Below are 14,349 nucleotides of genomic sequence, written 5' to 3' on the forward strand. Positions count from 1 at the left end.
TCAGGCCGCGAGCGCCAGATACGGCTCCCACCGCGGGTCCGTGCGCTCGGTGCCCCGAACGGTCCACTGCGCGCCGCGAGGCGGGCGCGGAGTGAAGCGGAGCTGCCAGTCCATCTCCTGCGGCGTGCGGTCGCCCTTGACGTTGTTGCAGCGCAGGCAGCACGCGACGAGGTTCTCCCACGAGTCCGCGCCGCTGCGCGAACGCGGCAGCACGTGGTCGATGGTCGACGCGGCCTTGCCGCAGTACGCGCAGCGGTGGTTGTCGCGACGGAGCACCCCGCGACGCGTGACCGGCACGTGCCGACCGCCCGGCACGCGCACGTAGCGGGTCAGGATGATGACCGCCGGGCGTTCGTACGCACGTCTGGTCCCCCACACCGGATCGGTCTCGGTGTGTTCCACCACGGTGGCCTTCTCGTTCATCACGAGCACCAGCGCCCGTTTGAACGACACGACAGCGAGCGGCTCATAGCCCGCGTTCAGCACCAGAGTGCGCATTGATCATCCTCTCGAATGGCCGGGACGGCTTCTCGGTATTCGACATGCGACGATCAAGGGCGCAGGGGCATGAAAAAAGGCGCTGTCTTATAGACAGCGCCTTGGAACCACGGCAATGCCGCGGCATCCGCTCGTGCAATGCCGAAGGACGAGGCGTCCGAGCGCATCCATGGTGCGGATGCGTGGTGTGCAGCCCATCGGCTCCCTCCGCTCTCTCAGCGTCGGGACTCAGGCTAACGCACTGGGCAGACACCGGGGCCGCAGCGGTGTGAACGACCCATGGCGTGTCGAAGAACGGATGCCTCCACCCGGCCGGGTGAAGGCATCCGTTCCGCTGTGATGCAGGAGCCGGTTCGACGTCCGCGACGGGCTCGAGGTTCGGGCTCAGCCGGCGTTGGACTGCAGCCACGCCCAGGGATCGACGACGGAGCCGTTGATGTGGACCTCGAAGTGCAGGTGGCAGGCGGTGGAGCTACCCGTGCTGCCGACGAACCCGATGAGCTGTCCGGCCGAGACGGTCTGACCGACCGAGACCTGCCGGCTGCCGTAGGTCATGTGGCCGTACAGCGTGTTGACGCGCTGACCGCCGATGACGTGGTCGATGGTGACGCCGACGCCGTAGCCGCCGTAGCTCTCCTGCGAGACCTTGACGACACCGGCCGCCGCCGCGTAGAGGGGCGTGCCGCACGAGGCGAGGAGGTCGACACCCTGGTGGTACCCGGAGTCCCACAGGCCGCGGCCCTTGGTGAAGTTGAGGATCGGCCAGCGCACCTCGCCGTTGCCCGGCGACGTCATGGCGATGTTGACCGGGGCTGAGCTCCGCGACGCGGCGGCGGCGGCAGCAGCGGCAGCAGCAGCGGCGGCTCGCGCGCGCTCGGCGGCGGCCTCTTCGGCCTTCTTCTTCTCGATCTCCTCCGCGGTCGTGGCCGCGTAGCTCTCGCGGGTCAGCTCCGACGCGTTGGCGTCGGACGCGGCGACGAACGTCTGGGCGTCGTCGACGGCCATCTGCTGGACCGTCACGGGCGCCTCATCGGTCTTCGCGGCACCCGCGGCGAAGGCCGGCAGAGCGACCGTGGCGACCAGTCCGCCGACCATGCTGAGGACCACGAGGCTCCGCAACGGCTTCGCCACGCGGCTCGGCCCCTTCTTCGGCGGCACGGCGCGTGCGACGCCACGGGGCGTCGAGCTCGAGGTCGCGGGCACGGTGGATCGGGGTCGCTGAGCGGGGGTCCGGCGATCGCGCGCGCGGCGGCTCAGGCGCGCCGCGTCGTTCTCGGGTCCGTTCGCGGGCGACTCGATATGTTCAGCCAAGCTTGTCCTCCGGCGCCTCCGCGCCCTGGGGCGCCTGGCTCGTCAGCACTCGATGTCGGGGCACGATGTGCGGGCTTCACCACATGTGGACGACGAGCCGGAGAGGCAATCCACGTGGGGTCCGGTCGGCGGGCTTCTCGCCTGTGGACTGTTCGAGGCTACCCGAAGGTCACGATTCTGTCACGCTGTGCGACTGGCAATTCTCTGGACGGCTCGTCGACGGATGCCTCGATCCCCGGCCGGGCGCGGCTTCACACGGCCATACAGGGCCCCACCGCCGGGGGCTCTGGCGGGCGAACGCTATCCGGTCAACGACTCTCGTCGACGAGGAAGATGTGGGAGGCGACCTCGACGGGAAGCTCGAGGCCCTCGTCGCTGCCCTGCATCTGCACGAGCACGTAGCCCTCGCTGTAGCGGTAGTCGCCGACGGCGCCGGGCACGACGCCCGCGCCCTTGAGCTGCTGCAGCAGCTCGGGGTCGACCTGGGCCGGCTCGGCGAGGCGGCGGACCGTTCCCGTGATCGGCTCGCCGGCGTCGTTCAGCCTGCGGACGAGCCCCACGACGCCCTGTTCGAACCCGCTCGTCGGCATGTCGCCGAGCTGGTCCAGCCCCGGGATCGGGTTGCCGTAGGGCGACTCGGTGGGGTGTCCGAGCAGCTCGACGAGGCGACGCTCGACCTGCTCGCTCATGACATGCTCCCAGCGGCATGCCTCTTCGTGCACGTAGGCCCAGTCGAGGCCGATCACGTCGGAGAGCAGGCGCTCGGCCAGCCGATGCTTGCGCATGACGTCGACGGCCTTCTGCCGGCCGGCGTCGGTGAGCTCGAGGGTGCGGTCGTCCGAGACGACGACGAGCCCGTCGCGCTCCATGCGCCCGATCGTCTGCGACACCGTGGGACCCGAGTGTCCGAGACGCTCCGAGATGCGCGCGCGCAGCGGCACGATGTTCTCCTCTTCGAGCTCGAGGATCGTACGCAGGTACATCTCAGTGGTGTCGATCAGGTCGGTCATGTCGCGGCATCCTCGATGTCTGGAGTGTAAGGACAGCCTATCTTCTGGCGTCGTCACCAAGGCGGGGCCGGAGCGGAGCCGGCGGCCGGCGGGCGCCTTCGGCGGCGGCCGGCGGCCAGCGGGCGCCTTCGGCGGCGGCCGGAGGCCAGCGGGCGCCTTCGGCGGCGGCCGGCGGGCGCCTTCGGCGCTCTGCCTGGCCACGGGGCTTTCAACAGGTCAACCGCGCTTCCACAGGAGGTTGGAAGGATGCAACCTCCTGTCGAAGGCCGGCTGACCTGTTGCGCAGAATCGGCGGAGGGCGACGAGCAGCCGAGGACCGACCAACTGCGACCGGCGACGCAGAGAATCAGCGCGGTCGGTCGAGGCCCTGCGCGATTGCTCGCATGATGAGTTCCTGCACCTCGTGCCAGCGGTCGATGATCTGGGTATAGGTCACCCGAATCACGTGGTACCCCAGCAGGGTGAGTGCCGCGTCGTGCGCGACGTCTTGGGCGCGCTGGAGTCCCACGTGGTGCCCACCGTCGATCTGGACCACGAGCCGCTCTCCGATCAGGAAGTCGACACGATGCTCGAGTATCCAGATCTGCGCCCGGATCGGAAGCCGCAGCCACTTCAGTCGGATCGCGAAGATCGTCTCGAGTCCGGAATCCGAGAACGGGGTCGCGGCGTCGAGCACCCGCCGGGCGGCCGGTCGCAGCGGCAGGCGTGCGAGCTCCATCGTGGTGACCAGTCCACGATTGAGCGCTGAGTCCCACACTGCCAACGCCGCCTCGTACGGCTGGCATCCCGCGACGATCACGAGCGCGTTCAGGATGCCGTCCTCCAAGGCACCGGGCTCACGCGGCTGGACCGGAACCGACCAATGCACCTTCGTCATCGGATTCTGCAGACTCAGTCGGGAGGCGGACGGGGGCGCGCCGACGTGCGGCGCCTCGTCGGTGAGCACCCACAGTCCCAGCCTCTTCGCCCGGGTGACGCAGGTCAGCACGACGCCGGCCCTCGCCGCGGCAACGAGGTAGGGGTCGGCATCGGCCCCCGCGACCCAACCGCGGCGAGGAACGGTGAGGATGCCTTCCGCGACCGCGCCGGCAACCGTCAGGCGACTGAATCCTTCGTCGAGAAGCGCCCGCACGCGTGCGACGCCGCCCAGACGGGTCACCGCGTCGATCAGTCCGGTCATCTTGGAACAATCGCGGGCCGCGCGACCCGTGGGTCACGTCTCCTGGGCCGTGGTGAACAACTCGTGCGCGCGGCATCCGCTCGCTCTCCTGTGGAGGAGGCGCCCGACAGGTCAACCGCGCCTCTACAGGACGCTGGAAGGTTCGAACCTCCTGTGGAAGCCCGGTTGACCTGTTGGCGACGGATGCCGCGCCGCAGCGCGGTGCGCGATGCCGCGCCGCAGCGCGGTGCGCGACCCCGCGGCCAGCCTGGCGACAACGAGCTGGCCCCGGCATCGGTCCGCCCTCCTGTGGAGGAGGCACTCGACAGGTCAACCGCGCCTCTACAGGGCGCTGGAAGGTTCCAACCTCCTGTAGAAGCCCGGTTGACCTGTTGGCGACGGATGCCGCGACCCGCGGCCGCACCCACTGTCGGGCACCCCCGCGCAGGCCCGCGCGCGTCACAGGCTGTCACGGGGGCGAGGCCGGCGGCCGGCGCCTCTCTAGAATCGACGCATGTCCCACGTGCTGCTTCCCCGCGAGATCCTGCCCGCCGACGGACGCTTCGGGTGCGGCCCGTCGAAGATCGCGCCCGCGCACCTCGAGGCGCTGGCAGGACCCGGCTCGGCACTGCTGGGCACGTCGCACCGCCAGGCGCCCGTGAAGAACCTGGTGGGCCAGGTGCGCGCCGAGCTGAACCAGCTGTTCCGCCTGCCGAACGGGTACGAGGTGATCCTCGGCAACGGCGGCTCGACCGCGTTCTGGGATGCCGCGGCCTTCGGCGTCATCGAGAAGCGCAGCCAGAACCTCGTGTTCGGCGAGTTCGGCGGCAAGTTCGCCGCCGCGGCGAAGACGCCGTGGCTCGAGGCTCCCGACGTCCGCAAGGCCGACCCCGGCACCAGCACGGTTGCCGAAGCCGTCGAGGGCGTCGACGTCTACGCCTGGCCGCACAACGAGACCTCCACCGGCGTCTCGACCGCGGTCACGCGCGTGCACGGCGACGAGGGCGCCCTCACCGTCATCGATGCGACCAGCGCGGCGGGCGGCATCGACTTCTCGGTGCACGAGGCCGACGTCTACTACTTCGCACCCCAGAAGAACCTCGGCTCCGACGGCGGCCTGTGGTTCGCGCTGGTCTCGCCGGCGGCGATCGAGCGCATCGAGCGCATCGCAGCGTCGGGTCGCTACATCCCCGAGTTCCTGAGCCTCAAGAACGCCCTCGACAACTCGCGCCTCAACCAGACCCTCAACACCCCGGCGCTCGCGACGCTGTTCCTCCTTGACAAGCAGCTCGACTGGATCCTCTCGTCGGGTGGCCTGCAGTGGGCCGACACCCGCACGCGCGAGTCGTCGCAGGCGCTCTACGACTGGGCCGAGGCATCCGCCTACGCGACGCCCTTCGTCGCCGACCCTGCGGACCGTTCACCGGTCGTCGTGACGATCGACTTCGACGAGTCGGTGGATGCCGCGGCCGTGGCCAAGAGCCTCCGCGCCAACGGCATCGTCGACACCGAGCCGTACCGCAAGCTCGGCCGCAATCAGCTGCGCGTGGCGACGTTCGTGTCGATCGAGCCCGACGACGTGCGTCAGCTCATCCGCTGCATCGACTACACGGTCGAGCGACTGGGCTGATCCGCTTCTTCCTCGTCGGCCATGTCCACCAGAGGTGACGGGGCCGGCGACAGCACCGCGGAGACGATCGCCTCGATCGCGAACTCCGACGCGCGCGCCAGGTCGACGGCGTCGGGGTCGAGCAGCCACTGCACCTGGAGCCCGTCCATCACGGCGAGGATGGCCGCCGAGGCCACGTCGACGGTGTCGGGAGCGGAGACGCCCCGCTCGGCGCAGACGACCGCGAAGGCGTGCGCGACCTCCGCGCGCAGCGTGCGATAGCGCTTCTCGAAGAAGTCGCGACCCGGGTGGTCGTCGGTCACCGACTCGGCCGAGAGCACGACGTAGGCCTGCACGATGCCCGCGCGGTGGGCGTTGACGAACGCCGTGCGCACAAGATGGCGGAACAGGGGCATTCCGTCGGGGATGTGCTGTTCCTCGAGGTCGGCGACGTCGGTCTCGTCGCGGTGCTGCAGCACTTCGAGCAGCAGCTCGTGCTTCGAGCCGAAGTGATGGAGGATCCCCGCGTGGGTCATGCCGACCTGGTCGGCGATCTCCTGGAGCGTGCCTCCGCTGAAACCCTTGCTGCCGAAGATCTCGACCGCGGCGTCGAGGATGTCGCGCCTGCGGGCGAGGGTCTCGGGTCGCGAACGCGGCTGCCGGCGCGGTGCGGCCATGGGTCGGCACCCCCTTCTTCGCCGGTGCGTCGGATCGGTTCTTGCCGGCGACTGCGAGTCTACGCACGCCCTGCCCGCGCGTTCTGGTGCACCGTGGTTGCAAAAGTTACTTACTTGATTGTAAGTTAAACCGGCAATCACCCCGACGGCGCCGTCACTGCAGGAGACACGACGTCGTGCTCACACATCAAGGAGAAGCAATGAGGCTCAGAACAACGCTCGCCGCCGCCGGTGTCGCCGCGGCGCTGGTGCTCACCGGCTGCGCCGGTGGCGGCGGCGACGACGCGGACTCCGGCGGAGCGGCGCTCACCATCGCCAAGCCCGACGGCGCGATCACCACCGAGTCGAACAACCCTTACCTGGGCGACTCATCCGCCTCGAAGTACGGCTACGGCAAGGTCATCTTCGAGTCCCTCGCCCTCGTGAACCCGACCGGCGACCTCGGAACCACGCCCTGGCTCGCCGAATCCGTGGAATGGAACGACGACTACACGCAGCTCACCGTCGTCGCGCGCAGCGGCGTGACCTGGAGCGACGGCGAGGACTTCACGGCCGACGACATCGCGTTCTCGTTCAACCAGGTGCTCGACGGCAAGCTCAACGACACCAACGCGCTCGACCTCGAGAACGTCGCCGTCGACGGCGACACCGTCACCATCGACTTCAACAGCTCGAAGTACACCCAGCAGGCGCGCGTGCTGCACTTCCAGATCGTGCCCGAACACATCTGGCAGGACATCGACGACCCGAACACCGACCCGGTCACCGGCGAGGGGCAGGCCGTCGGCACCGGTCCGTACGTGCTCGACTCGTGGACCACCGAGTCGGTCACCCTCACGGCGAACCCCGACTACTGGGGCGGGGAGCTGGCAGTGCCCGAGCTGCACTACGTCTCCTACGGTGACAACGCGGCCCTGACGACCGCGCTCGCGACCGGCGAGGCGGACTGGGCGCAGGCGTTCATCCCGCAGATCCAGGAGAGCTACCTGTCGGCCGATCCCGACAACAAGTTCCTCGTCTCGCCCACGGCGGGCGCGGGCACGCTGTTCATGAACCTGCAGACCAAGCCCTTCAACGACCCCGCGCTCCGCCAGGCACTCGCGTGGACGATCGATCGTCAGGCTTACGTCGACATCGCCCGCGAAGGCGCGAGCGAGGCGGTCTGGAGCGTCACCGGTCTCGGTGCCCTGCTCCAGGACGAGGTCATCCCCGAATACGCCGGCCAGGAGTACTCGGTCGACGTCGACAAGGCCCGTCAGATCCTGACCGACGCCGGCTACACCTGGCAGGACGAGACGCTCATCGACCCGGACGGCGAGGCGGTGTCGTTCGCGATCTCGGTCCCGGCCGGCTGGAGCGACTGGAACACCGAGCAGGCGCTGATCGCCGAGGAGCTCAAGGAGGGCCTCGGCATCGAGGTCAAGGTCGACCAGCCGGACTGGGGCGGCTGGGACGCCGCGCGCCAGGAGGGCACCTTCCAGGCGATCATCCACTGGCTCGAAGACACCGGCAACGCGTACGGCCTGTACACCTCGACGATGGACCCGAAGTGGATCGTCGACGGCAAGGCGGCGTTCAACTTCGGCCGCTTCGACGACCCGGCGGTCACCGACGCGCTGAACACCTACGCGAACGCCTCGTCGGACGCGGACCGTGACGCCGCGCTCGCGGTGATGCAGACGGCGTTCGTCGAGAACGTGCCGGCCATCCCGCTGGGAGCGCACCCGCTCCTGGGCGAGTTCAACACGCGCAACTACGTCGGCTGGCCCTCGGAGGAGGACCAGTACGCCTCGGCAGACCCGACGCAGCCCGCGATCGTGCAGATCCTCACCGAGCTGCAGCCCGCCGACTGACACTCCGCGGGCGGGACGGATGCTGCGGCATCCGTCCCGCCCGTCGGAACCGCTGCCTCGGCATCCGCCCCGCCCGCACGTCGGCCTCCACGAAAGCGAACCAGCACCGATGAGAGACCCGCTGCTCTCCGTCCACGACTTCTCGATCGTCTACGACGTCGATCCCCCCGTGAAAGCGGTCAAGAACGTCTCCCTCGAGCTCCAGCGCGGCGAGATCCTCGGACTCGCCGGCGAAAGCGGGTGCGGCAAGACCACCCTCGCCTACGGCATCCAGCGCCTCCTCAAGCCCCCGGCGGTCATCACCGGCGGGTCCGTCACCTTCCACGACGCGAACGGCGAGGACGTCGACATCAATGGACTCGAGGCCGAGGAGATGCGCCGCTTCCGCTGGGACAAGATCTCGATGGTCTTCCAGGGCGCGATGAACTCGCTGAACCCGGTGGCCACCATCGGCTCCCAGCTCGAGGACGTCTTCGAGGTCCACCGTCCGAGCTTCACCCGCTCGCAGCGGCGCGACGCGGCCATCGAGCTTCTCGACATCGTCAAGGTCGGCGCGCAGCGCTACCGCTCGTACCCGCACGAACTGTCGGGCGGCATGCGCCAGCGCGTCATGATCGCCATGGCGCTTGCGCTGCGCCCGCAGCTGATGGTGATGGACGAGCCGACGACGGCACTGGACGTGCTCGTGCAGCGCGAGATCCTGCGCCAGATCTCCCACCTGCGCCACGAGTTCGGCTTCTCGGTCATCTTCATCACCCACGACCTGCCGCTGCTGCTCGAGATCAGCGACCGCATCGCGATCATGCGCGAGGGAGAGATCGTCGAGCTCGACGCCGCGGAGCGAGTCTGGACCGATCCGCAGGACGAGTACACCCGGACGCTGCTCGCCTCGTTCCCCCGACTCACCGGAGAGAGAGGGGTGGTCCACCGATGACCGTCCTCGAATTCGACGCCGTCACCAAGGTGTACTCCGTGCGCGGCGCCGGGCAGATCAAGGCGCTCGACGACGTGAGCTTCACGCTCCGCTCCGGCCAGACGATCGGGCTCGTCGGCCAGTCCGGCAGCGGCAAGTCGACGATCGCGAAGATCCTCACCCAGCTCGAGACGCCCACGAGCGGCGAGGTCCGCTTCGACGGTGCGCCCATCCCCCGTCGCGGCAAGGGACTGCGCGCCTACCGGCAGCAGCTGCGCATGGTCTTCCAGGATCCGTTCGCGTCACTGAACCCGTATCACACCATCCGCTACGCCATCCAGCGGCCGCTGCAGCTCGACCGCGTCGTGCCGAAGGACCGACTGGACGACGAGGTGCGCCGCCTCCTCGGACGCGTCCGCCTCGACGCCGACGCCGTCATCGACCGCCGGCCGCACGAGCTCTCGGGAGGGCAGCGCCAGCGCGTCGCGATCGCCCGCGCGCTCGCCTCCCGCCCGAAGCTGCTCGTGGCCGACGAACCGGTCTCGATGCTCGACGTCTCGATCCGCCTGGGGGTGCTGAACCTGCTCGCCGATCTGCAGCGCGAGCATGGGCTGGGGGTGCTCTACATCACGCACGACCTGGCCACCGCCCGGCACTTCAGCGACGAGGTCCTCGTGCTCAACCAAGGGCGCGTCGTCGAGCGCGGCCCCGCGGACGACGTGATCCTGCGTCCTCAGAACCCGTACACCCAGGAGCTGCGCGCGGCATCCCCCGATCCCGACACCTACTTCGCGCACGCAGCCGGCATTCTCGGAGGTGAGAGATGAGCGCCCTCGCCCCTCAGCTGCCGTCCCCGGACTTCGACGCGATCGAGGCGGGCACGACCGCGACAAGCGTCGTCAAGGGCCGCGCCCGCGTCCCCTGGCGCTTCCTCGGCAACCGCGCCCTGTTCTACCTGTTCACGCTCTGGGCGGCCATCACCATCAACTTCTTCCTGCCGCGCCTGATGAAGGGCGACGCGGTGAGCGCGTATCTCGCGCGCAACCGCAACGTCACGCCGGAGGCGGCTGAGGCTCTGCGCACCCTGCTCGGGATGGATGCCGACACCTCGCTCTGGCAGCAGTACGTCGATTACTGGGGCCTCCTCCTGCGCGGCGATCTCGGCATCTCGCTGCTGCACGGCATGCGGCCGGTGACCGAGGTGGTCGGCCAGTCACTGATCTGGACGGTCGGCCTCGTCGGCTTCGCGACGCTCCTCGCATTCGCGATCGGCACCATCGGCGGCGCGATCGTCGGCTGGCGCCGGGGCAGCAGACTCGATGTCCTCATCCCCATCACCACCTTCTTCAGCACCATCCCGTACTTCTGGCTGGGGCTGCTCGCGATCTCGGTCTTCTCGGTCGCGCTCGGGTGGTTCCCGATCGGCAAGGCCTACGGCGTCGGCGTGGCGCCCGAGTGGTCGTGGGAGTTCATCGGCGACGTGATCCATCACGGCTTCCTCCCCGCGGGGACGATCGTCATCGCCTCGCTCGGCGGCTGGATGCTGGGCATGCGGAACATGATGCTCACGGTGCTCGACGAGGACTACGTCACCGTCGCGCAGGCCAAGGGCATGCCCAACGACCGGGTGCTCTGGCGCTACGCCGCCCGCAACGCCGTGCTCCCTCAGATCCAGAGCTTCGCGCTGGCGCTCGGCTTCATCGTCGGCGGCACGATCGTGATGGAAGTGGTGTTCAGCTACCCCGGCATCGGCAAGCTCCTGCTGGACGCCACAAACGCGAAGGACTACGCCCTGATGCAGGGGGTGTTCCTCGTGATCACGATCTCGGTGCTCCTGGCGAACCTCCTCGCCGACGTCGCCTACGCGTTCCTCGACCCGCGCACGCGCCAGACGGAGGCCTGAGCATGAACACCATCGTCAACGACACGACGGCGCAGCGTCCGGCGCGCACGCCGGCGACCGCCACCGTCCGCAGGCCCGCCCCCGCCGGCAAGGCGCCCGGGAAGCCGACCTTCTGGTCCAGGCTGGGTGCCGCATTCGCGATGTTCCGCAACCGGAAGTCGATCACGGGCCTGTCGATCCTCGGGTTCTTCGTGCTCGTCGCGATCTTCGCAGACGTGCTGGCCCCGTACTCCCCCACGAAGGTCGACAACACTGCGCGCTTCCAGCCGCCTTCGGCGGAGCACTGGCTGGGCACGACGCACATCGGCGAGGACGTGCTGAGCCAGGTCATCCACGGCACCCGCGGCGTCATCGTGGTCGGTTTCCTTGCAGCGATCATTGCCACGGTCATCGCGATCGTCGTCGGTGTGCTCTCCGGCTACCTGCGCGGGTGGCGCAGCGAGGGCCTGTCGGCTCTCACGAACGTCTTCCTGGTGATTCCCGGCATCCCGTTGATCATCATCGTGGCGTCGATGTTCGAGGATCCGCCCCTCATCCTTGTCGCGGGAGTGCTCGGCCTCATCGGCTGGGCGTGGGGCGCGCGCGTGCTGCGCGCGCAGACGATGTCGCTGCGCGGCCGGGACTTCGTGCAGGCCGCCCGCGCCAACGGCGAACCCCTCCGGCGGATCATCGCCGTCGAGATGCTCCCGAACCTCATGGCACTGATCGCCGCCAGCTTCGTGGGCACCGTGACGGCCGCGATCATCGGCCTCACGACCCTGTCGTACATCGGGATCATCCCGGTGACGACCTACAACTGGGGCACGATCCTCAACTGGGCGAGCGCGCAGGGGGCCTTCCGCCAGGGCCAGTGGTGGTGGTTCCTGCCTCCGGGTCTGTGCATCGCCGCCATCGGCGTTGCCCTCTCGCTGATCAACTTCGGCATCGACGAGTACGTCAACCCGCGCCTGCGGTCCGCCGGTGAACGCGCCCGTGCCATGAAGAAGAAGGGCATGAACGTCAACGACGCCGTCACGGTCGTGCGAACGAACACGAACACGCAGGAGACCTCGTGACCGCCACCTCACATCACCACGGAGGGCGCCCGGCCTACCTCGACGTCTCCCTTCCGGTCGCCGACCGCATCGCCGACCTCCTCGGTCGCATGACGGTCGAGGAGAAGATCGGGCAGATGCTGCAGCTCGACGCGCGTGACGACCTGGAGGAACAGGTGGTGCGCATGCACGCCGGGTCGATCCTGCACGCCTCCCCCGAGAAGGTGCTGCACGCCCGCGAGCTGACCCTGCAGACGCGCCTGCAGATCCCGCTGCTCGTCGCCGAGGACTGCATCCACGGGCACTCGTTCTGGGAGGGCGCGACGATCTATCCCACCCAGCTCGGCATGGCCGCGTCATGGGATGCCGGCCTCGCCGAGCGCGTCGCGCGCGCGACCGCCGTCGAGGTCTCGGCGACGGGCATCCACTGGACGTTCTCGCCGGTGCTGTGCATCGCCCGCGACCTGCGCTGGGGCCGCGTCGACGAGACGTTCGGCGAGGATCCGTTCCTCATCGGCGAGCTCGCCTCGGCGATGGTGCGCGGCTACCAGGGCGGCGGCCTCGATGATCCGACCGCGATCCTCGCAACGGCGAAGCACTTCGCCGGGTACTCCGAAACGCAGGGCGGCCGTGACGCGAGCGAGGCCGACATCTCGCGCCGCAAGCTCCGGTCATGGTTCCTGCCGCCGTTCGAGCGGGTGGCGAAGGAGGGATGCCGCACCTTCATGCTCGGCTACCAGACCACCGACGGGGTGCCGATCACGGTCAACGACTGGCTGCTGAACGACGTGCTGCGCGGCGAGTGGGGCTACACCGGCACCCTCATCACGGACTGGGACAACGTCGGACGCATGGTGTGGGAGCAGAAGGTGCAGCCCGACTACGCCCACGCCGCCGCGGCCGCCGTGCTCGCGGGCAACGACATGATCATGACGACGCCCGGGTTCTTCCAGGGCGCCCAGGACGCCCTGGCGCAAGGACTCATGACCGAGGAGGCGCTCGACCGGGCTGTCACCCGCATCCTTCTGCTGAAGTTCGAGTTCGGCCTCTTCGAGGATCCGCGCCTTCCTGACCGCGATCGCATCGCGATGGCCGTCGGGTCCGCCGAGCACACGGCGCTCAACCTCGAGGTCGCGCGTCGCTCGCTGGTGCTGCTGCGCAACGACGGCACGCTGCCGCTCGCCGGCGGGCTCACCGCCGATGCATCCGGACGAGCGGTGGCCGCAGCATCCGGTCGCCGTCGTATCGCGGTGGTCGGCCCGCTCGCCGACGACGCGCAGACGCAGCTGGGAGACTGGGCCGGCTCGTCCGGTCAGGTCGACTGGATCCGCGACGGGCACCCGCGCGAGATGATCACGACGGTGCTCGACGGACTGCGCGCGCACGCTCCCGAGGACTGGGAGATCACGCACGCGCAGGGCGCCGGCATCCTCACCCTCGAGGAGGACCCGGCGGGCGCGTTCTTCCCCGACGGACAGCCGCGGCCCCAGGTGGTCGTGCCGAGCGCACCGGACGCGGACCGCATCGCCGAGTCGGTCGCCGCCGCAGGGGCGGCCGACTACGTCGTCGCCGTGGTGGGCGACCGCATCGAGCTCGTCGGCGAAGGCCGGTCGACCGCGACGCTCGAGCTCGTCGGCGGACAGATCGCCCTGCTCGACGCGCTCGCGGCGACCGGGACGCCCCTCATCGTGGTGCTGCTCGCCTCGAAGCCGCATGTGCTCCCACCGGCGGTGACGGATGCCGCAGCCGTGGTGTGGGCGGCGAACCCCGGCATGCGCGGGGGCCAGGCCGTCGCCGAGCTGCTGCTGGGCCTGATCGAGCCGGGCGGCCGCCTGCCGCTCTCGTTCGCCCGCCATGCCGGCCAACTGCCGATCTATTACAACCAGATCCGCGGCCAGCACGGCGAGCGCTACGCCGACCTGACGCAGAGCCCCGCGTTCGCCTTCGGCGAGGGCCTGTCGTACACGACGGTCGAGTACTCGGGCCTGCGCATCGTCGAATCCCACGTCGGTCGGGGCGACACCGTGCGCGCCTTCGTCGAGCTGCGCAACACGGGCCACCGGCCGGCGCACGAGATCGTCCAGGTCTACGTGCGTGACAGTGTGACCTCGGTCAGCTGGGCCGACAAGGAGCTCAAGGCCTACCGTCACGTCGACGTGCAGCCCGGCGAGACCGCGACGGTCGAGCTGTCGCTGCGCGTCGCGGAGTGCACGATCGTGGATGCCGCGGGCCGGCGCCTTGTCGAAGCCGGCGACTTCGAACTGCTCGTCGGGCCGTCGTCGCGCGATGACGTGCTGCTGAGCGCACGCTTCCACGTCGCCGATGCGGTGGCGCGCCCGGCGGCGCCCGCCGAGCACGCGGTCGACCGCCGCTGAGAGAACG

General features: G+C 69.4%; 12 protein-coding genes. 7 read left to right on the top strand and 5 right to left on the bottom strand.

Going from position 1 to position 14,349, the window contains the following annotated elements:
* From V6R91_RS19890 to V6R91_RS19905, 4 genes are all read right to left on the bottom strand, one after another.
* Complete coding sequence (locus tag V6R91_RS19890; RefSeq protein ID WP_336396649.1) at positions 1-498, bottom strand: HNH endonuclease; 498 nt, start codon at positions 496-498, stop codon at positions 1-3.
* A 384-nt stretch (positions 499-882) separates the two neighbouring features.
* On the bottom strand, positions 883-1,629 hold the full coding sequence (locus V6R91_RS19895) for a M23 family metallopeptidase (protein ID WP_336396650.1): 747 nt from the start codon (positions 1,627-1,629) through the stop codon (positions 883-885).
* 488 nt (positions 1,630-2,117) lie between these two features.
* Positions 2,118-2,819, bottom strand: coding sequence for a metal-dependent transcriptional regulator (locus V6R91_RS19900; protein ID WP_336396651.1), 702 nt, complete (start codon positions 2,817-2,819; stop codon positions 2,118-2,120).
* A gap of 346 nt (positions 2,820-3,165) precedes the next feature.
* Positions 3,166-3,999, bottom strand: a complete 834-nt coding sequence (locus V6R91_RS19905; protein WP_336396652.1) for an endonuclease domain-containing protein — start codon at positions 3,997-3,999, stop codon at positions 3,166-3,168.
* A 493-nt stretch (positions 4,000-4,492) separates the two neighbouring features.
* Here V6R91_RS19905 and serC point away from each other — a divergent pair, with 493 nt between their 5' ends.
* On the top strand, positions 4,493-5,608 hold the full coding sequence (serC, locus tag V6R91_RS19910) for a phosphoserine transaminase (protein ID WP_336396653.1): 1,116 nt from the start codon (positions 4,493-4,495) through the stop codon (positions 5,606-5,608).
* Here the strand turns inward: serC and V6R91_RS19915 are convergent.
* Positions 5,584-6,264: a TetR/AcrR family transcriptional regulator gene (locus V6R91_RS19915; RefSeq protein ID WP_336396654.1), complete on the bottom strand. Its 681-nt coding sequence runs from the start codon at positions 6,262-6,264 to the stop codon at positions 5,584-5,586. The genes serC and V6R91_RS19915 overlap by 25 nt on opposite strands.
* 200 nt (positions 6,265-6,464) lie before the next feature.
* Between V6R91_RS19915 and V6R91_RS19920 the strand changes: the two genes are divergently transcribed.
* From V6R91_RS19920 to V6R91_RS19945, 6 genes are all read left to right on the top strand, one after another.
* Positions 6,465-8,117 (top strand): ABC transporter substrate-binding protein, encoded by a 1,653-nt coding sequence (locus tag V6R91_RS19920; protein ID WP_336396655.1) that lies wholly within the window; start codon positions 6,465-6,467, stop codon positions 8,115-8,117.
* A 109-nt stretch (positions 8,118-8,226) separates the two neighbouring features.
* Positions 8,227-9,051 carry an ABC transporter ATP-binding protein gene (locus V6R91_RS19925; RefSeq protein WP_336396656.1) on the top strand — a complete coding sequence of 275 codons (825 nt, stop codon included), beginning with the start codon at positions 8,227-8,229 and terminating at the stop codon, positions 9,049-9,051.
* Positions 9,048-9,857, top strand: coding sequence for an ABC transporter ATP-binding protein (locus tag V6R91_RS19930; protein ID WP_336396657.1), 810 nt, complete (start codon positions 9,048-9,050; stop codon positions 9,855-9,857). Before V6R91_RS19925 ends, V6R91_RS19930 begins: the two co-directional genes overlap by 4 nt.
* Entirely contained in the window at positions 9,854-10,933 is a 1,080-nt protein-coding gene (locus tag V6R91_RS19935) for an ABC transporter permease (protein WP_336396658.1), read from the top strand. Before V6R91_RS19930 ends, V6R91_RS19935 begins: the two co-directional genes overlap by 4 nt.
* 2 nt (positions 10,934-10,935) lie before the next feature.
* Positions 10,936-11,988: an ABC transporter permease gene (locus V6R91_RS19940; protein WP_336396659.1), complete on the top strand. Its 1,053-nt coding sequence runs from the start codon at positions 10,936-10,938 to the stop codon at positions 11,986-11,988.
* The gene (locus V6R91_RS19945) at positions 11,985-14,342 is read left to right on the top strand and encodes a glycoside hydrolase family 3 N-terminal domain-containing protein (RefSeq protein WP_336396660.1); all 2,358 of its coding nucleotides are present in this window, start codon (positions 11,985-11,987) and stop codon (positions 14,340-14,342) included. Before V6R91_RS19940 ends, V6R91_RS19945 begins: the two co-directional genes overlap by 4 nt.
* Positions 14,343-14,349 lie beyond the last annotated feature (7 nt).

It is taken from the genome of Microbacterium sp. CCNWLW41 (assembly GCF_037083505.1).